Origin of the sequence: Bradyrhizobium sp. CCGUVB4N, assembly GCF_024199945.1 — a bacterium.
Lineage (GTDB): Bacteria > Pseudomonadota > Alphaproteobacteria > Rhizobiales > Xanthobacteraceae > Bradyrhizobium.
The window spans coordinates 8,893,989-8,911,152 of sequence record NZ_JANADP010000001.1; the positions used below are offsets into that span (position 1 = coordinate 8,893,989).

Annotated in this window: 17 protein-coding genes and 1 tRNA gene; 4 read left to right on the forward strand and 14 right to left on the reverse strand. The window is 64.6% G+C overall.

Annotation, left to right across the window (positions count from 1 at the left end; genetic code table 11):
• Positions 1–78: 78 nt before the first annotated feature.
• The 14 genes from NLM31_RS41485 to NLM31_RS41550 all read right to left on the reverse strand — a co-directional run bounded on the left by NLM31_RS41485 (position 79) and on the right by NLM31_RS41550 (position 14,642).
• A complete protein-coding gene (locus NLM31_RS41485) occupies positions 79–921 on the reverse strand; it encodes an amidohydrolase (protein ID WP_254195939.1) in 843 nt (280 codons plus the stop codon).
• A 3-nt stretch (positions 922–924) separates the two neighbouring features.
• Positions 925–1,905 carry an aldo/keto reductase gene (locus NLM31_RS41490; RefSeq protein ID WP_254195940.1) on the reverse strand — a complete coding sequence of 327 codons (981 nt, stop codon included), beginning with the start codon at positions 1,903–1,905 and terminating at the stop codon, positions 925–927.
• Between the two features lie 97 nt (positions 1,906–2,002).
• Positions 2,003–2,935, reverse strand: a complete 933-nt coding sequence (locus tag NLM31_RS41495; protein ID WP_254134916.1) for a sugar-binding protein — start codon at positions 2,933–2,935, stop codon at positions 2,003–2,005.
• Between the two features lie 175 nt (positions 2,936–3,110).
• Positions 3,111–4,181, reverse strand: coding sequence for an ABC transporter permease (locus tag NLM31_RS41500; protein WP_254134917.1), 1,071 nt, complete (start codon positions 4,179–4,181; stop codon positions 3,111–3,113).
• Positions 4,181–4,939, reverse strand: coding sequence for an ATP-binding cassette domain-containing protein (locus NLM31_RS41505; protein WP_254195941.1), 759 nt, complete (start codon positions 4,937–4,939; stop codon positions 4,181–4,183). The genes NLM31_RS41500 and NLM31_RS41505 overlap by 1 nt, the downstream gene beginning before the upstream one ends.
• 8 nt (positions 4,940–4,947) lie before the next feature.
• Positions 4,948–6,270 (reverse strand): xylose isomerase, encoded by a 1,323-nt coding sequence (xylA, locus tag NLM31_RS41510; protein WP_254195942.1) that lies wholly within the window; start codon positions 6,268–6,270, stop codon positions 4,948–4,950.
• A complete protein-coding gene (xylB, locus tag NLM31_RS41515; RefSeq protein ID WP_254195943.1) occupies positions 6,271–7,725 on the reverse strand; it encodes a xylulokinase in 1,455 nt (484 codons plus the stop codon). It lies immediately after the preceding gene.
• 145 nt (positions 7,726–7,870) lie between these two features.
• Positions 7,871–8,929, reverse strand: a complete 1,059-nt coding sequence (locus tag NLM31_RS41520; protein ID WP_254195944.1) for a LacI family DNA-binding transcriptional regulator — start codon at positions 8,927–8,929, stop codon at positions 7,871–7,873.
• Positions 8,930–9,020: 91 nt separating this feature from the next.
• Positions 9,021–9,482 (reverse strand): GNAT family N-acetyltransferase, encoded by a 462-nt coding sequence (locus NLM31_RS41525; protein ID WP_254196348.1) that lies wholly within the window; start codon positions 9,480–9,482, stop codon positions 9,021–9,023.
• Between the two features lie 2 nt (positions 9,483–9,484).
• Positions 9,485–9,997, reverse strand: a complete 513-nt coding sequence (locus NLM31_RS41530; protein WP_254195945.1) for a GNAT family N-acetyltransferase — start codon at positions 9,995–9,997, stop codon at positions 9,485–9,487.
• On the reverse strand, positions 9,997–10,578 hold the full coding sequence (locus NLM31_RS41535) for a helix-turn-helix domain-containing protein (RefSeq protein WP_254134923.1): 582 nt from the start codon (positions 10,576–10,578) through the stop codon (positions 9,997–9,999). The genes NLM31_RS41530 and NLM31_RS41535 overlap by 1 nt, the downstream gene beginning before the upstream one ends.
• 155 nt (positions 10,579–10,733) lie before the next feature.
• Positions 10,734–13,856 carry a VCBS domain-containing protein gene (locus tag NLM31_RS41540; protein WP_254195946.1) on the reverse strand — a complete coding sequence of 1,041 codons (3,123 nt, stop codon included), beginning with the start codon at positions 13,854–13,856 and terminating at the stop codon, positions 10,734–10,736.
• A 249-nt stretch (positions 13,857–14,105) separates the two neighbouring features.
• The gene (gene rpiB / locus NLM31_RS41545) at positions 14,106–14,531 is read right to left on the reverse strand and encodes a ribose 5-phosphate isomerase B (protein ID WP_254134925.1); all 426 of its coding nucleotides are present in this window, start codon (positions 14,529–14,531) and stop codon (positions 14,106–14,108) included.
• A 37-nt stretch (positions 14,532–14,568) separates the two neighbouring features.
• Positions 14,569–14,642: transfer RNA gene (locus tag NLM31_RS41550), tRNA-Gly, on the reverse strand.
• A 176-nt stretch (positions 14,643–14,818) separates the two neighbouring features.
• Here NLM31_RS41550 and NLM31_RS41555 point away from each other — a divergent pair.
• The 4 genes from NLM31_RS41555 to NLM31_RS41570 all read left to right on the forward strand — a co-directional run bounded on the left by NLM31_RS41555 (position 14,819) and on the right by NLM31_RS41570 (position 17,100).
• Entirely contained in the window at positions 14,819–15,397 is a 579-nt protein-coding gene (locus tag NLM31_RS41555; RefSeq protein ID WP_254134926.1) for a methylated-DNA--[protein]-cysteine S-methyltransferase, read from the forward strand.
• A 9-nt stretch (positions 15,398–15,406) separates the two neighbouring features.
• Positions 15,407–16,246 (forward strand): helix-turn-helix transcriptional regulator, encoded by an 840-nt coding sequence (locus NLM31_RS41560; RefSeq protein WP_254195947.1) that lies wholly within the window; start codon positions 15,407–15,409, stop codon positions 16,244–16,246.
• Between the two features lie 80 nt (positions 16,247–16,326).
• On the forward strand, positions 16,327–16,605 hold the full coding sequence (locus tag NLM31_RS41565; protein ID WP_254195948.1) for a hypothetical protein: 279 nt from the start codon (positions 16,327–16,329) through the stop codon (positions 16,603–16,605).
• 135 nt (positions 16,606–16,740) lie between these two features.
• The gene (locus NLM31_RS41570; RefSeq protein WP_254195949.1) at positions 16,741–17,100 is read left to right on the forward strand and encodes a VOC family protein; all 360 of its coding nucleotides are present in this window, start codon (positions 16,741–16,743) and stop codon (positions 17,098–17,100) included.
• Positions 17,101–17,164: the final 64 nt, after the last annotated feature.

Here is a 17,164-nt window from a genome sequence, read left to right on the forward strand (position 1 = left end):
TCCTCCCTGGGGTTATGGGTCCCGCCCTTCGCCGGGACGACAGCTGTGATTAGGCGCGCGTTTGCGCCGATCACATCATCACGCCAGCCGATACGCCCGCTTCGCATTCACCCCGAACGCCTTCTCCCGCACTTGCGGCCCCAGCTTCGCCAGGCACGCCTCCAGCGCGCCCTTGATCTCGCCGTAGCTGCCCGCGAGCAGGCACACCGGCCAGTCCGAGCCGAAGATCAGGCGATCCTCGCCAAAGCCGTTCGCGACGTGCTGGACGTACGGAAACAGCCGCTCCGCGTCCCAATCATCCCACTTCGCCTCCGTCGCGAGACCCGAGACCTTGCACCAGACGTTGTCGCAGGCCGCAAGCGCCGCGATGCGGTCGGACCATTCGGCGCTGCCGCCATCGGCGATCGGCGGTTTTGCGGCGTGGTCGAGCACGAAGCGGCCCTTCGGAAAGGCTTTTGCAGTCGCGATCGCGGCGGGGAGCTCGCGGGTGCGGACCAGGAGATCGTAAGTGAGATCGTGGGCGAATACGGCCGCCAGTCCGCGCTGGACATCGGCGCGCAGCAGCCAGTCGGGATCGGCCTCGTCGTGGACCTGGTGGCGGATGCCGACCAGTTTTGCGCCGCCCGGCAGGCCGCGTAGCCGATCAAGCGTGTCGCCGAGCGCGGCATCGGTCAGATCGGCCCAGCCGACGACACCGATGACGGAGGGCGTCGCATGTGCGACGGCCAGGAATTCCGCGGTCTCCGCGAGCGACGAGCGGCATTGCACCACGATGCTTGCGTCGATGCCGTTCGCCTTCAGGAGCGGCGCGAGATCGGCGGGGCCGAAGGCGCGGCGGATCGGCGTGAGCTCTGGCGCCTCCATCCAGGGATAGTCGGCGCGCGCGGGATCCCAGAAATGCTGGTGGGCATCGATCGCCATGCCTCACGCTCCGCCAGGCAGCGGCGACCGTGCGTCGACGAGGTTTTTCGCGCGCAGCTCCTGCCAGAAGGCTTGCGGCACCGTGCGCTCCGACATCCCAATGTTGTCGGCGACCTCCGCGGCATTGCGCGCGCCCATCACGGCGACCGTCACGGCCGGATGGGCCATGCAGAACTGGAGCGCGGCGGCCTTCAGTTCGGTGCCGTGCTTGCGGCAGAGCTGTTCGAGCTCGAGCGCGCGCGCAACGAGCGCCGCATCAGCGTCCTCATAGTTGAACTTCGCGCCCGCATGCGGATTGGCGAGGATACCGCTGTTGTAGATGCCACCGAGCAGGATGCCGATGTTCTTCGCAACGCAAACCGGAAACAGCGCGTTCAGCGCGCCCTGGTCGAGCAGCGTATAGCGGCCGGCGAGCAGGAAGCAGTCGACCGGCACGGCTTCGGCGAAACGCGTCAGCATCTCGGACTGGTTCATGCCGGAACCGATCGCCTTCACGGTGCCATCATCGCGCAGACGCACAAGCGCGCGGAAGGCGCCGCTGACGGCATCGTCATAGTGATCGTCGGGATCATGCACGAGCAGGACGTCGACGCGATCGAGCCCGAGCCGGACCAGGCTCTCCTCGACCGAACGCATCACGCCGTCATAGCTGAAATCGAATTGCGGCCGCAGTGCAGGCGCATCCTTGTAGTGATCGTCCTCGATCGTCGAGCGACCAGGCGGGCGCAGCAGGCGGCCGACCTTGGTCGAGATCGCAAAGGACTCGCGCGGCTGCTGCCGCAGGAAAGCACCCAGTCGTTGTTCCGCCAGGCCAAAGCCGTAGAGCGGCGCGGTATCGTAAAAGCGGACGCCGAGCGACCAGGCCTTCGCGACGGTGGCCTCCGCGTCGGCATCGCTGACCGCCGAAAACAGGCCGCCGAGCGGCGCCGAGCCGAGACCGATCGAAGTGACATCGAGACCATCAGCAAGCTGGGTACGCTTCATTGCAATTTCCTTCCAAAGCAGCACTCCCTCCCCCGCGGCGGGAGAGGGAGTGTAACGCAGGAACGTCGGGGCTGGGAGACGTTCCTGCTTGACGTCTCTACTTCAAGAGTTGAGCGACGTTATCCTTCGTCACCAGGTCGAGACCGGTGTAGATCGTTTCCGGAACCTTCTGACCCTTCTTGATCGCCAACAGCGTATCCATCGACTTCTCGCCCATTTCGAACGGACGCTGGCCGGTGAGCGCGTTGGAGTAGCCGTCGCGCAGCAACTCGAGCTGCATCTTCAGCGTATCGGCAACGACGAGCGTCAGCTTGCCGCTGTCGATGTCCTTCTTGTTCTTGTTGACGAAGGCCTTGAAGCCTTCCGGCGCGAACATCGGCCAGCCGCCAACGGGAACGATCGCGGCGAGATCCGGCGTCGCGGTGCGCAGGTCGGACATCTGCTGGACCGCGAGCGTGGAATCGTCGTTGCAGAAGGTCGGCGACCCCTGGACCTCGACCCATTTCGAGCCCTTGAGTGCTTCGCGAACGCCATCGACGCGTTCGGCAAGGTTCTTCGCACCCGGGCCACCGGAGACCATGGCGTACTTGCCGCCCTCGGGCCGGAGCTGCAGCAATTGCTTGCCGAGCGCGACGCCGAAATCCTTGTTGTTGGTGCCGATATAGGATTGCCGCTTGGAACCCGGCGCGTCCGCGTCAAACGTGATGACGGGGATGCCGGCTGCAGCCGCCGCGTCGATCGACTTGGTCATCGCCGCGACGTCGGCAACCGAGATCGCGAGCCCATCCACCTTCTGGGTGATGAAGTCCTGGATGATCTGCGCCTGCGTCGCCGGCTCGTGCTCGATCGGCCCCTTGTAGATGCACTCGACGTTGCCGAGCTCCTTGGCTCGCTTCATGCAACCGTCACGCGCCACGTCGAAGAACGGGTTGTTCATCGCCTTGGGCACGACGGCGAATTTGTAGGTCTGGGCAAATGCCGGTGTCGCCATCATCGCGATGGTCACGCCGGCCAACAGAAGCTTCTTCATTTCTTCCCTCCACACTTTGTTGCCTATCCATTTGTGATGTGATGCCCCGGCAGGCGGATAGACGATGTTTCGTTGTCCTTCCGGAGTAACTCTCAGGTCTCTGTTTGAGCATGATCTTTTCGGAAAACCGCTTCACACTTTGCGCTAACGCGGCCCTCCGGGTCCGGATCATGCTCTAAGTCATGCGCGAGCGGATGCGGTCGACCAGCACGGCCAGGATGATGATCACGCCGACCAGCGTCTGCTGCCAGTAGGAGTTGACCTGCGCGAGCACGAGGCCGTTGCGGATCACCTCCAGCAGCACGCAGCCGACGATGGCGCCCAGCGGGCCGCCGAGGCCGCCGGCGAGGTTGGCGCCGCCGATCACCGCGGCGGCAATGACGTTGAGCTCGTAGGACGTCGCCATATTCGCGGGCGCGGATCCCAGCCAGCCCGAGATGATGATGCCTTGCAGGCCGGCGGCGAGCGCGCAGATCACGTAGACCTCGATCTTCACGCGCACAACCGGGATGCCGGTCAATTCGGCAGCCTTCTCGTTGCCGCCGAGCGCAAAGACGTGGCGGCCGAAGCTGGTGTGATGCAGCACGACCGCCATCACAACGGCGAGGATCACCAAATAGATGAAGGGCGCGGGCACACCGAGCACATCACCCGAGGTCAATCCGTAGAACAGGTCGGCGTCGGGCCCACCCGGAAAGCTGCCACGGCCATTCGAGACGACATAGGCGAGCCCGCGCACGATCGAGAGCATGCCGAGCGTGGTGACGAACGGCGACAACCCGAGCACCGCAATGCAGAAGCCGTTGACGATGCCGACGATGAACGCGACGAACAGACCTGCAAGCACCGAGATCAGGAGGATCAAGCCGGGCACATTGGCGACGACGGTCTTGCCGTCGGCGGCCAGATGGACGAACGCCGATCCCGGCGCCGACAGCTCCACCATGACCATGGAGGTGATCATCGCGGAAAAACACATCATCGAGCCGACGGAGAGATCAATACCGCCGGTGATGATGACGAACGTGATCCCGAGCGTGGCGATGGCGATGAAGGAAAAGTTCTTCGCCACGTTCTGCATGTTCCCTTCGGTGAAGAAATAGGGACTGGCAAAACGCATTACGATCATCAGCACGATGAGCGCCAGCAGGACGTAACCGGTCTGCGAGGCAAAGATGCCGCGGTGCCACCATTTGCTGCGACCGACATTGGTGAAGGAGATCGGGTTTTCCATGGGTACGGACATCACGCCGCCTCCTTCGCGCCGGTGATGAGGGCTGTAACTTCCTCGGGGGACGTCTCGTGGATCGGCTTGTCGGCCCGCTTCTCGCCGCGGCGCATGACGATGACGCGGTCACACACCGCGAACACGTCGGGCATGCGGTGGGAGATCAGCATCACGGCGACGCCCTGCTCTTTCAGACGATGGATCAGGCCGAGGACCTGCTCCACCTGGCGTACGGAGATCGCGGCCGTCGGCTCGTCCATCATCACGAGTCTTGCGTTCGAGAGCCGCGTCCGCGCGATCGCAACCGCCTGGCGCTGGCCGCCGGACATCTGCTTGACCAGATCGTGGGGGCGCGTCTCCGAGCGCAGCTCGCCGAACAGCTCCAGTGCACGCGATGCCATGGCCTTGTGGTCGAGCAAGGCGATGGGCCCGAATTTGCGCTTGAGCTCGCGGCCGAGGAATACGTTGGCTGCGGCCGTCAGATTGTCGGCCAGCGCGAGGTCCTGATAGACGACCTCGATCCCGACCGCGCGGGCGTCGATGGGCCGATTGAAATGGACCGCACTGCCACCGAAGCGGATTTCGCCATGGCTGGGGCGGAAATTGCCGGCGATGATCTTGACCAGCGTCGACTTGCCGGCGCCGTTGTCGCCCATCAGGCCAACCACTTCGCCCGGATGGACATGCATATCGACGTCATGCAGCGCGCGGATGGCGCCGAACTCCTTGCCAATGCCGGAGAGTTCGAGGACCGGTGTTGTGTCAGCACTTGCCATCAGCGACCTCAGACGTAGCGGTTAACGAGGGATTCCAGATATTCCTGCCGTCCCGAGCGCGGCTGCGGGTCGAAGCCCGACCCCAGCGCGCGATCGGCGAGATCGGCAAGCGAGCGCTGGCCGCCGAGAATGGCACGGCCCTCGGCGCCGGCCCATCCATTGTAGCGGTCGGCGAGCGGCGCCGTGAGGGCGCCGGCATCGAGCATGTCGGCGGCAGCGAGGAACGCGCGCGCGCAGGCATCCATCGAGCCGACATGGGCATGGATGAGATCGTCGGGATCGATCGACTGGCGGCGGATCTTGGCATCGAAATTGAGCCCGCCCGAGGTGAAGCCGCCGCGGTTCAGGATCTCGTGGAACACCAGCGCCAGCTCGCCCACATTCATCGCGAACTGGTCGGTGTCCCAGCCGAGCAGATCGTCGCCGCGGTTGATGTCGAGCGAGCCGAACACGCCGAGCGCCTCGGCGAGCGCGACCTCGTGGTGGAAGGAGTGTCCGGCGAGGATGGCGTGGTTCTGCTCGATGTTGAGCTTGACGTCCTTGAGCAGATCGTAGCGTGCGAGGAAGCCGTAGCAGGTGGCGACGTCGAAATCATATTGATGCTTGGTCGGCTCCTTCGGCTTCGGCTCGATCAGGATCGGGCCCTTGAAGCCGATCTTGTGCTTGTGCTCGACCACGAGCGAGACGAAGCGGCCGAGCTGATCGAGCTCGCGCTTGAGATCGGTGTTGAGCAGCGTCTCGTAGCCCTCGCGGCCGCCCCACAGCACATAGTTCTGGCCACCGAGCCGGTGCGTCACCTCCAGCGCGGCGCGGACCTGGCCGGCGGCATAGGTGAAGATCTCGGGGTCCGGATTGGTCGCGGCGCCTGCCATGTAGCGGCGATGCGTGAACAGGTTTGCAGTGCCCCAGAGCAGGCGGACTTTTGCCGTGGCCATCTTCGCTTCGAACAGGTCCGCGATCGCGTTGAGATTGGCCACGGATTCAGCGAGCGAGGCGCCTTCGGGCGCCGCATCGACGTCGTGGAAGGTGAAGAAGGGCACATCGAGCAGGCGGAACAGTTCGAAGGCGGCATCGGCCTTGGCGCGCGCCATCGCCATCGGATCGGAGCCGTGGTGCCACGGCCGCAAGAAGGTCTCGCCGCCGAAGGGATCGGCGCCTGGCCAGCAGAACGAATGCCAATAGCACACGGCAAAGCGCAGGTGATCCTCCAGCCTGCGGCCATGAACCATGCGATCCTTGTCGTACCAGCGGAAGGCGGGTGCATTTCCCGCATCCTTGCCGGCAAAGGCAACGGGTGCGCTGACATCGAAGAATTTGGCTGACGCGTTCACTTAAAGACTCTCCTTCACGGCAGGATAAAGTGCGCGCCAGCGGCGATAGGCCTCGTCATAGGCGGACGCTGCGGAGGCGCGGGGCACGAAACTGGCGAGCCGTCGGGGACGGGTGCAGATTTGGGCGGGATCGTCGCCGGTGGCGGCAAGCCGGCCGAGCCGCGCTGCGCCAAGCGCTGCGCCGACCTCGCCCTCCTCGACGCGGTGCACGGCGATGCCGAGCACGTCGGCGCAAATCTGCGCCCAGAGCGGCGAGCGCGAGCCGCCGCCGACGAGATCGACGTCCGTGATCGCTCCGCCTGCCGCGCTCAGCGCCGCCAGATTGTCGCGCGCGGCGAAGGCGACGCCTTCGAGCACGGCTTGGACGATCTGGCTGCGGCCGGTCGCCGCGCGCAGGCCGACGAAGGCGCCGCTCGCCGTGGCATCGTTGTGCGGGGTACGCTCCCCGTCGAGATAGGGCAGGAATTTGACCGGGCTCGGCCCGTCGACGCGCTCGCCGAGCGGCGCGAGGAGCGCGGCCGCAGGCGTCTCCATCACACCTGCGAGCCAGGCGAGCGAGGCGGCCGCCGACAGCATCACGCCCATCTGGTGCCAGAGCCCCGGCAGCGCGTGGCAGAACGCATGCACCGCCGCTTCCGGCGCCGGTGCAAAGCGATCGGTGACACGGAACACGACGCCGGACGTGCCGAGCGACAGGAAGGCATCGCCGGGGGCGATCGCACCGAGCCCGATCGCGCTCGCGGCATTGTCACCGGCGCCGCCGGCGACGACGACGTCGTTCGCCATGCCCCAGCGTTGCGCGAATTCGCCCGCAAGCACTGCGCTGACCGCGCTGCCCTCGACCAGGCGCGGCATGTGTTGCAGGTCGAGCCCGGTGGCATGCAGCAGCTCCGCCGACCAGTCGCGCCGGCCGACGTCGAGCCACAGCGTCCCCGCGGCGTCCGACATGTCGTCGGCCATCTCGCCGGTGAGGCGATAGCGGACATAGGCTTTCGGCAGCAACACCTTGGCGACGCGTTCGAAAATGTCGGGCTCGTGCCGCGCCACCCAGAGCAGTTTTGGCGCGGTGAAGCCGGGCATGGCCAGATTGCCGGCGATGGCGTGCAACGAAGGGCAGCGTCGCTCGAGCTCGACGCATTCGGCATGCGAGCGGCCATCGTTCCAGAGGATCGCGGGCCGCAGCGGGCGTCCGTCCGCGCCGAGCAGCGTCGCGCCATGCATCTGGCCTGACAGCCCGATGCCGCGCACCTGCGCGACGTCGCGCGGGTGCTGGCGCGCGAGATCATCGACCGCGCCGATCGCCGCATCGACCCAGGAATCGGGATCCTGCTCGGACCACAGCGGCGCGGGATGCGACAGCGCAAGCTCGCGCGACGCCGCCGCGACGACCGCGCCGGCTTCGTTCACGAGCACCGCCTTCACACCGGACGTGCCGATGTCCAATCCGAGATACAAACTCGTCCCTCCCTCATCGTTTGAGCGTGACCTGGTCGGAAAACCGCTGCCCGCTTTTCCGGATCACGCTGCCGCGGTGCACGAACTGACGCCGCGCTTTCCGCAATCACTCACTTCAAAACACAAGGCACCGCTCGCCTTGCGGCTACGGCAGATTGTCCCGCATCAGGATGTCGATGCGGATATTCTCCTGTTCGCTCAAGATCGGCTCGTTACGCGCTAGCGACAGCAGCACGCGCACGGCAGCGCGCGCCTCGTGCCCCGGGTTCTGCGAGATCGCGACATCCAGCGTGCCCTGCAGCAGCAGCCTTCGCGTCATCGCGGTGAGATCGTGGGCGATGAACATGATCTGCTTCTCGCGGCCGGCCTCGGTCAGCGCCTTGGCCACGCCTTGCGTGCCGGCGCCGACATTGTAGAGGCCGATGATGTCGGGATGCTTGCCGAGCAGCCGCGATATCAGCTGCTCGGAGCGGTCGTCATCGTCGCGCCCCTCGAGCAGGGGCAGGATCTCGAGGTCCGAAAATTCCGACGCCATCACCTGGTTGAAACCAAAAATGCGCTCGGCATGGTCGCGCAGGCCCTGCGATCCCGCGATGATGGCGATCTTGCCCGGCTTGTGGCCGACCAGCCGCCCGACCAGGGCGCCGGCGGTGCGGCCGGCGGCGATGTTGTCGATGCCGACATAATGGTGGCGGCGCGACGACGGCACGTCAGAAACCAGCGTCACCACCTTGGTGCCGGCATCGACGAGATCGTTGATCGCGGCGCGAACGCCGGGATGATCCAGCGCGACCACGGCAACGCCGTCGTAATCGCCCGCCAGCGCTTCGAGCGACGTCGCGAGCACGGACGGGTCGAACACATCGGTATTGATCAACTCGACGCTGAGACGGCGGGCCGAGAGCCAGGCCGACATCTCGCCGAGATAGGCCTCGATCTGCTGCATGAACGGATTCGCCCCCGTCGGCATGACGAAGGCAAACCGGCGGGCACGGCCGCGGGCGAGCTCGGCGGCCGCCACATGCGGCTGGAAGGCATTTCGCGCGATCGTCTCCTGGACGCGCCGGACCGTGTCCGGCCGCACGCCGGGGCGGTTATGCAGGACGCGATCGACCGTCGCCAAGCTGACACCGGCCTCGCGGGCGATGTCCTTCAACGTCAGCGCGGCGGAGACGGTCAGACTTTCGGAAGTCTCTTGGGCCATGCCTGAAGGCTAGCAGAGGCGTTTTGAGGTGCGCAACTCATTTTGAGGGACAGGACGATATTTTCGAGTCCCGGTTGCGCCGGGTTTGGCGCTAGGTCCCGAGATCGAGGGTCAGGAAGAGACTGTTGCGGTCCTCGACATAGCCCTCGAACGGGGCGCATGGCACGAAGCCGTGGGCCTGATAGAGCGCGTGCGCCGGCTTGAAATAATCCCACGAGCCCGTCTCGAGGCTCAGCCGCCCGATGCCGCGCTGGCGTGCCTCCGCGATGATGTGGCGGAGCATCAGGCCACCAAAGCCGCGGCGGCGCGTGGTCTGCAGCGTGTGCATCGACTTCACCTCGCCGTGGTCGGCGGTGAGCGTCTTCAGCGCGCCGGTCGCGACCAGCGTCTCGTCGTCCCAGCCGGTCCAGAACGCGACGTCATGAGCGCGAAGCCCTGCGAGATCGAGCGCATGCGCGCTGCCCGGCGCGGTCTGCGCCCGCGCGGCGGTGACGTGATGGTCGAGCAGCGCGACAACGCGCGGATCGAAGGTGTCGCCGGTGCGGATCTGCATGGTCATGGCCTTACGTCGCTCGCAAGCTGCTTCTGCATGAAGACGAGATCGAGCCAGCGGCCGAACTTGCAGCCGACCTCCGGCATGCGGGCGACCTCGCTGAAGCCGAGCGAAGCGTGCAGGCCGATCGAGCCGGCATTGGCAGCGTCGATCCCCGCGATCATGGCATGCTTGTTGAGCGCCGTGGCGCGCTCGATCAACGCGGCGACCAGGCTGCGGCCGATGCCTGCGCGATGATGCCGCTCGTCGACATAGACCGAATTCTCCACGGTGTGGCGATAGCCCGGAAAGGGACGGAAATCGCCGAACGAGGCGAAGCCGACGACGTCCCTGCCCTTCATCGCGACCAGCACGGGATAGCCCGCCTGCTGCCGCGCGCGGATCCAGTCGCGCCGCGAGTCCAGATCGGCCGGCCCGTCGGTCCAGACCGCCGTGGTGTTGATCGCGGCGAAATTGTAGATGGCGAGGATATCCTCGGCATCTTCGAGCGTAGCGTCCCGGACGATCAGCGACATCACATCTTCCCGTATGAGGTGCCGCGCCGCGTGATGATGACGTAGCGCGCATCCTGTTTGGTTTCGTTCTCGAAGGTGACCGCGCGCATGACATCGAAGTCGAGACAATCGCCGTCACGCAGCCGCACCGCCTTGGCGTCGATATGCACGCAGACCGCGCCTTCCAGCATCAGCAGTTGCTGGGTGAAGGCGCTGCGGCCCCAGGGGCTGTAAGCCACACGCGCGCCGGCCGGGAGGTCGACGACGATGATCTCGATGCCGCTCGCCGCATCGGCCGGCGAGGCATGACGCCGCCGATAGCCGCTGTCGGGATCGCGCCATTGCGGCTGATCGGCCAGCCGCGTCAACCGCTCCGGCGGTTTCTCGGAGAGCGCGACGACGTCGCTGAGCGAGACATCGAGCGCCGCACAGAGCTTGTTGAGCAGCGCCGCCGTGGCACTGCTCTGCGCCCGCTCGACCCGCCCGATCATGGCCCGGCTGACACCGGAGCGGCTCGCGAGTTCGTTCAAGGTCATGCCGGCCTGCGTCCTCAGAATCTTCAATCGGCGACCGATCGCCCTGTCGAGTTTTTGCTGGTCCATGGTCTTCCGATCCGAACATCGCCCGGCGCATGGACCGCATCCACCGGACCTTGGGAGCTTAGGCCGGAGGCGCGGTGCGTGCCGGGACCGAGGGGCTAATATATTGGAATCTTTGCGCGGCGCCGCGCTCTTCGCGCCAAGTTCCACGGAAATCCCTAGACGAGAAAATCCGACGCCGCGCCGTGGACCTGCGGGATTAGGGACCCAGGCGCGAGGTGAAGCGTCATCGCATGATGATCCGCATCGGTCAGCGTCAGAATATTGGTCTGAGTGTCAAAGACCACGTTGACCTGGGCGTCGAAACCATCCAGCACCAGCGTTGTGGCTGGCGAATAGTTCGTGATGACTCCAGACGTTTGCTTGGCACCGGGTCCGAAGACAAACGAATCCGTGCCGGTCAGAACGACGTTGTTGCTCAGATTGCCCGCGACCGCCAACGTCCCGTTATTGACGAAGACAGTTCCAGTCCCGCTCAAATTATCGACTTTGAGCACGGCACTGTCCAGGACCGTGCCGTTGTTGACAAGGTTGCCCGAGACGTCCACCTCGCTGCCGGCGCGTACATCGACGAGACCGCCCCCATTTGTCAGGCCATTCCTGAAGTCGATCGTGCCGCCCTGATCGGCAGCGATCGTTGCAAATCCGTTGACAACGGCATCGTCGAAATTGAGCGATGCGTGCGTGGCTTCGATCAGGCCGTTATTGGCGACAGAATTGCCGGTGTTCACCTCAAGCGGTTGAGACCCGCTCGCTTCAAGCGTGCCGGCGAAGCCGATAATCAAAGTGAGGCTGTGGTCTCCGTTGCCGATCGTGCCGGCGCCGTCGATCGTGCCGCCTTCAAGGTCGAGCGTATGATGCGCACCGCCGTTCAGGATCAGGGAGCCCGGATCGAGCTTGATCTCGCCGTTGCCGATGACGACGACGTCGCCGGTCAAGACGGTTTTGGTGGCATCGGAGAGCTCGATCTTGCCGTCGTTGTTCAGCAAGCCGCTGACATTCAGAACGCTTCCGGCATTGTCGTCGAACACGGTGCCGGCCTTGAGTGTCACGTTGTTGAAGCTGTTGGTGCTGCCTGCAACGGATTCGATGAGTCCCCCGGATGTCGCGCTCAGCGAGATCCCGTCGAGATGCGTATTGTCGAAGGTGATGGCACCGCCATTGGCGACGATCACGCCGAGGGAGCCGCCGAAGATGATATCGTTCGCGAAGGCGAGCGTCGCCTGGGTTTCGTTCAGCGAGCCGAGATCGCTGATCAGGCTGTTGCTGATGACACCGGTGCTGCCGGTCTCATGCAAATTCCCGGTCACGCCGATACTGATCGTTGCCCCATCGATCGATGTGAAGCCCGTCGATCCCGTGACAATCAGAACACCGCCGGAGGCGGTGTCACTCACGTCAGTGACCGTGATCGCGACGTTCTTTGTGGTGATTTTCTCGCCGTCGCTGACCGCTACAATGACGTCATAGACGTTGTCGTGGTTTGCGTCTTTCGGCGCTTCGAAGTCGGGCGCAGACTTGAACGTCACATCGCCCGTCGCCGACACGTTGAACAGAGCCGCGTCGGTGCCGGACAGCGAATAGGTCAGCGTCGGGCTGTCCACGTCGGTCGCCGCGATGTGGCAGGCGACGCCGGTGCCATTCTCCGCGAAGCTTGCCGTCGGGCCCGAGCCGATCACGGGCGCATCATCGATACCCGTCAGCGTCACGGTGATGGTCTGCGTCGCGGAACCGCCGTGGCCGTCGTCGAGGGTCAAGGTGAAGGTGTCGGTATGGGTCTGTCCGGCCGCGAGCGGAGCGATGTTGGCGTGAGAGACATCATAGCTCCACGTCACCTTGCCGTCGGCATCGTTGACGATAGCCGTGAGTATGCCGAGATTGCCGTTTTGCGATGCCACCGAGACCGTCTGGATGTCGGTCTTGTCGGCGTCCGAAAAGAACACCGCCCCCGATGTCGAAACATGGGCAGCGCCATTGTCCGTCAGCTTCGCTCCGGTGACGGACGGCGTTGCAATATCTTTCACAAAGATGTCGGACGTGCCGTTGGTATCGCCCGGCACCAGGTTGCTGCCTGAAGACTCGAATACCAGCTTGGTGCCGTCAGCCGAGAAGCCGGGAAGCTGGCTGTAGCCATTTGCCTGCGCCCCACTCGCGTTGGTCGAGATAACGGTGACGGCCCCAGTGATCAGGTCCTTCACATAGACCTCGTCGCCATAATAGCCGACACCCGGCACGAGATTTTGGGCCGCAGAATAAAATGCAATCTTGGTGCCATCAGGCGAGAATACGGGCTTCTGCGCTTCGCCGTTGTTCTGAGGGGCTCCGCCGGCATCGGCCGATACCAGCGTGACCACGCCCGTGGTCAAATCCTTAACGACAATATTGCCGATTCCGATGTTGGAGCTACCCGGCACAAGATTATCGGCAAAGGTATAGAACGCCACCTTGGTGCCATCGGGCGAGAACACCGGGTCGTAGCTACCGCCATTCCCACGAACGCCGCTGGCGCTGTCCGACACCAGTGTGGTGGCCCCGGTCGCAAGATCCTTGATGTAGATATCGTTGCCCTGGCCGAATCCCGTGGTGGACCCGAACACGATTTTGGTGCCGTCGGGCGAGAACGAGGGGGCGTATGTATAGCCATTCTGATCCCCACCATTGGTGCCGTCTCCCCCGTTGTACGGGCTGGGCCCCACAAGCGTTGTCGCGCCAGTGGTCAGGTCCTTCACGAAGATGTCGCGCATGTGGTCGGTATCGCCCGGCACGAGATTGTCGGCGTCGGAATAGAACGCAACCTTGGTGCCGTCAGGCGAGAATACCGGGTTGGTGCTCTGGAAGCCGTCCGCCTGTGCCCCGACGGCACTGGTCGACACACGCGTAATGGCGCCGGTGGTCAGGTCCTTCACGAAGACGTCCCAAGCCTGATTGGTATCGCCCGGGGCCAAATTGTCGGAAGCAGATGAGAACGCCAGCTTGGTACCATCGGGGGAAAAAACCGGCTGATAGCTCCAGCTATCCCCCTGCACCCCGCTCGCATTGATCGACACGAGCGTGATCGCACCGGTCGTCAGGTCCTTCACGAAGATGTCGGGCACGCCGTTGGTATCGCCGGGCAGCAGATTGTCGGCATAGGATTCGAATACCACTTTCGTGCCGTCGGGCGACAACACGGGCTGGTGACTTTGGTCATCAGCCTGTGCCCCGGTTGCGCCGGTCGATACTCGCGTGACGGAACCGTCGCTACCACTGTCAGCGGTGAAAACAGGTGCTGAGTTTGTCATCCATGCCTCCGTTTGCCCGGCAACAGGCCGGACCCGAATGTCTTGTGAGATGATCAGAGGCAAAAACGCGGCGCCAATGAGTCCCTGCTGACCAAGGCAAGTTTAGTGCCCCTGGATGACGAGCGCTTGATGCCGCTCGGTGCGCTATGGCGCCCGGGCTGCGGACACTGGACGCAACAGGAGCGGCCGGCCGAGGTGAACGCGGCGCTCTTGGAGTTCTTGCGGAGCCTGCCGAACTGAGGACGGCCGCTACCCCAGCTTGTCGATACGCTTCTGGTGGCGGCCGCCTTCGAATGCCGTGTTGAGGAACGCTTCGACGCATTCCTTTGCGACCACATCGCCGGTCGTGCGTCCGCCCAGCGCCAGAACGTTCGCATCATTATGCTGGCGGCACAGCCGGGCACCCGTGACATCGTGCACCAGCGCGCAACGGATGTGCGCATGGCGGTTGGCGGCGATCGAAATGCCGATCCCCGATCCGCAGATGAGAATGCCGCGCGCGGCCTTGCCGTCCCTGATGGCGTCGGCCAGCTTGTTGCCGAAATCCGGATAGTCGACGGACTCAGCACTGTTCGTGCCGAGATCGAGCCAGTTCAGATCGGGCAAAGCGACTTTCAGCGCTTCCTTGAGAGCAAAGCCCCCGTGATCACAGGCAATGGCGACGGTATCGAGCATGTCCATGCCCTCCGGGTGCTTTGTGCGATAAAGGGGTTGGAGCGGGCGAAGGGAATCGAACCCTCGTATGCAGCTTGGGAAGCTGCCGTTCTACCATTGAACTACGCCCGCTTATGCGCGTGTGCTGCGCCCGTCCTGATTAGCCGAGACGGTGTCCGGCGCCAAGCGCTTTGGCGAGTCAGGCCGGACAGTTGTTAACGTCCCGGTAAGATTCCAGGTGCGCCGAATTGTGGCAGTGTTATGATCGCTGCAGGGGTTGAGACACGTGCGATCAGTGGGGCGTGCGCATGGTGGGGCGTGCTTACACGACATTCGACACGGCCATAGGCCGTTGCGGCATCGTCTGGAGCCATTCCGGCGTGGTGGCCGTTCAATTGCCGGAGGCGCGGGAGATCGACACCCGCCGCCGGATTTTTCAGGTCCATCCCGAGGCGCGCGAGCAGGCGGTCCCGCTCAACACCGAGCTGGCGATCGAGGGCATCGTGACCTTGCTGCAAGGCAGCGATCCTGATTTTTCCGACGTCAGCCTGGACGCCGGCGGCGTTCCCGCCTTCAACCGGCGGGTCTATGAATATGCCTGCACCATCCCGCGCGGCGAGACGCGCAGCTATCACGAGATCGCCAAGGCGCTGGGCGCGTCCGGCGCCGCTCATTCGGTGGCGCAGGCGATCTCCAGAAATCCCTACATGATCATCGTGCCGTGCCACCGGGTGCTGGAGGCCGGCGGCTATGCCGACCGGATCTCGCCTTACGGCGGGGTGATCTCCAAGCGACGGCTGCTGGCGCTCGAGGGCGCTCATCCGATCGCCAGCAAGACGCTGTTCGAGGTGCTGCTGCCCGTTGCCCCGCCGCGGTCACCCACCTAGATAGGTGGAATGGATGCGACCAGGCTGCTGACGTCACAATCGATGACGGTCTCCGAGTTTCGCTGCGACGCGGGACCGGGCGACAAGCCATTTGCCGAGTGCCGCACCGGTCATTCCATCGCCTATGTCCGCTCGGGCAGCTTTGGCTGCCATTGCCGCGCCGGCTTCTTCGAGCTTGTCGCAGGCTCACTGCTGGTCGGCGCGCCCGGCGACGAATACACCTGCACGCATGAGCACGTCTGCGGCGACGTCTGCCTGTCTTTCTTCTTCAGCGAGGATCTGGTCGAGGCGCTCGGCGGGCGGCGCGAGACGTGGCAGGTCGGCGCGACGCCGCCGCTGCCCGAACTGATGGTGCTGGGCGAGCTCGCCCAGACGGCGGCAGATGGCAACAGCGACCTTGGCCTCGACGAGGTCGGCCAGATTTTTGCGAGCCGCTTTGTCGATGTGGTCTCGGGCAAGCCGCGCAAGCCGGCCTCACCGACGGCGCGCGACCGACGGCGTGCGGTCGAGGCCGCGTTGTGGATCGACGACAATTCGCATGCCGAGATCGACCTCGAGCAGGCCGCGCGCCTGGCGGATCTGAGCCCGTTCCACTTCCTGCGGCTGTTTTCCAACGTGCTCGGCGTCACCCCGCATCAATATCTGGTGCGCTCGCGGCTGCGTCACGCCGCGCGCCTGCTCACTGACGACGACATCGCAGTGACTGACATCGCCTACGACGTCGGATTCGGCGACCTCTCCAATTTCGTCCGCACCTTCCACCGCGCCGCCGGCATGTCGCCGACCAAGTTCCGGCAGGCCGCGCGGGGAGAACGCGAGATTTTTGGGGAACGTCTGGCCCTCAACTGAGGCAGGCCTTGCTAAGGCTTCGTTGACCAGAGACAGCAGAATAGATCGCCGCCTCCTGCGCGCTGCGCTAGCGTTCAATCATGGAATGGGTCCTCTTCATCGGCTTGTGTGCCTTCGCCTACTACCGCGTGAGGCGTGCGCGCGAAAAGGCCGACGAATATGCCGCCGGCGGCCTGGCGCGATCACCGCTGTACTGGTCGACCGCGGCGCTTACCCTGACGCTGCTCGGCCTCTCCCTGTACATGGCTCATCTTGGGCACGAGGGACCGATCCCATGGCCGTATTGGTCCATAGTGGTCGTCTTGTTCGTCGTCATCCTGCTGCTGCGCCGTGCCTTGAGATGGCGCTACCCGATCTAGCTTGATGCGGAAATTGAAGTTCGACCGGGTGTCAGACGTGAAGCGCAAGATTCTCCAAGAGCAGCTTGCCCTCAACTGACTAGGGTCGTCTCCGGCGCGCGCCATCACGCGGCGCGCTTTGCAATGGAGATGACCATGTACGACCATATCGGACTGCGCGTTGCCGACCTCGACGCCGCCACGCGTTTCTACACCGCGGTGCTGGCGCCGCTCGGTTACGTGCTGTGCTCGAGCGGCGACGGCTATGCCGGCTTCGGGCCGAAGGGCGAGCCGGCGCTCTGGCTGCATCTGAACAAGGGCCGCAAGGCCGACGGCGCGCATATCGCGTTTCGCGCCAAGGACCATGACGCGGTGAAGGCGTTTCACAGCCAGGGCCTGAAGAGCGGCGGCCACGACAATGGCGGCGCCGGGCCGCGCAAGGATTACAGTGCGACCTACTACGCGGCGTTCCTGATCGATCCCGACGGCAACAATGTCGAGGCGGTTTGTACCTAGAGCCGCAGCGCGAGCACTCGTAGGGTGGGCAAAGCGATAGCGTGCCCACGCTCTGCGCGGGAGG

Coding starts and splice junctions, on each gene's coding strand:
- NLM31_RS41485 (WP_254195939.1), bottom strand. CDS start 921: ATGGCGATCGATGCCCACCAGCATTTCTGGGATCCCGCGCGCGCCGAC.
- NLM31_RS41490 (WP_254195940.1), bottom strand. CDS start 1,905: ATGAAGCGTACCCAGCTTGCTGATGGTCTCGATGTCACTTCGATCGGT.
- NLM31_RS41495 (WP_254134916.1), bottom strand. CDS start 2,935: ATGAAGAAGCTTCTGTTGGCCGGCGTGACCATCGCGATGATGGCGACA.
- NLM31_RS41500 (WP_254134917.1), bottom strand. CDS start 4,181: ATGTCCGTACCCATGGAAAACCCGATCTCCTTCACCAATGTCGGTCGC.
- NLM31_RS41505 (WP_254195941.1), bottom strand. CDS start 4,939: ATGGCAAGTGCTGACACAACACCGGTCCTCGAACTCTCCGGCATTGGC.
- NLM31_RS41520 (WP_254195944.1), bottom strand. CDS start 8,929: ATGGCCCAAGAGACTTCCGAAAGTCTGACCGTCTCCGCCGCGCTGACG.
- NLM31_RS41525 (WP_254196348.1), bottom strand. CDS start 9,482: ATGCAGATCCGCACCGGCGACACCTTCGATCCGCGCGTTGTCGCGCTG.
- NLM31_RS41530 (WP_254195945.1), bottom strand. CDS start 9,997: ATGTCGCTGATCGTCCGGGACGCTACGCTCGAAGATGCCGAGGATATC.
- NLM31_RS41535 (WP_254134923.1), bottom strand. CDS start 10,578: ATGGACCAGCAAAAACTCGACAGGGCGATCGGTCGCCGATTGAAGATT.
- NLM31_RS41540 (WP_254195946.1), bottom strand. CDS start 13,856: ATGACAAACTCAGCACCTGTTTTCACCGCTGACAGTGGTAGCGACGGT.
- rpiB (WP_254134925.1), bottom strand. CDS start 14,531: ATGCTCGATACCGTCGCCATTGCCTGTGATCACGGGGGCTTTGCTCTC.
- NLM31_RS41555 (WP_254134926.1), top strand. CDS start 14,819: ATGGTGGGGCGTGCTTACACGACATTCGACACGGCCATAGGCCGTTGC.
- NLM31_RS41560 (WP_254195947.1), top strand. CDS start 15,407: ATGGATGCGACCAGGCTGCTGACGTCACAATCGATGACGGTCTCCGAG.
- NLM31_RS41565 (WP_254195948.1), top strand. CDS start 16,327: ATGGAATGGGTCCTCTTCATCGGCTTGTGTGCCTTCGCCTACTACCGC.
- NLM31_RS41570 (WP_254195949.1), top strand. CDS start 16,741: ATGTACGACCATATCGGACTGCGCGTTGCCGACCTCGACGCCGCCACG.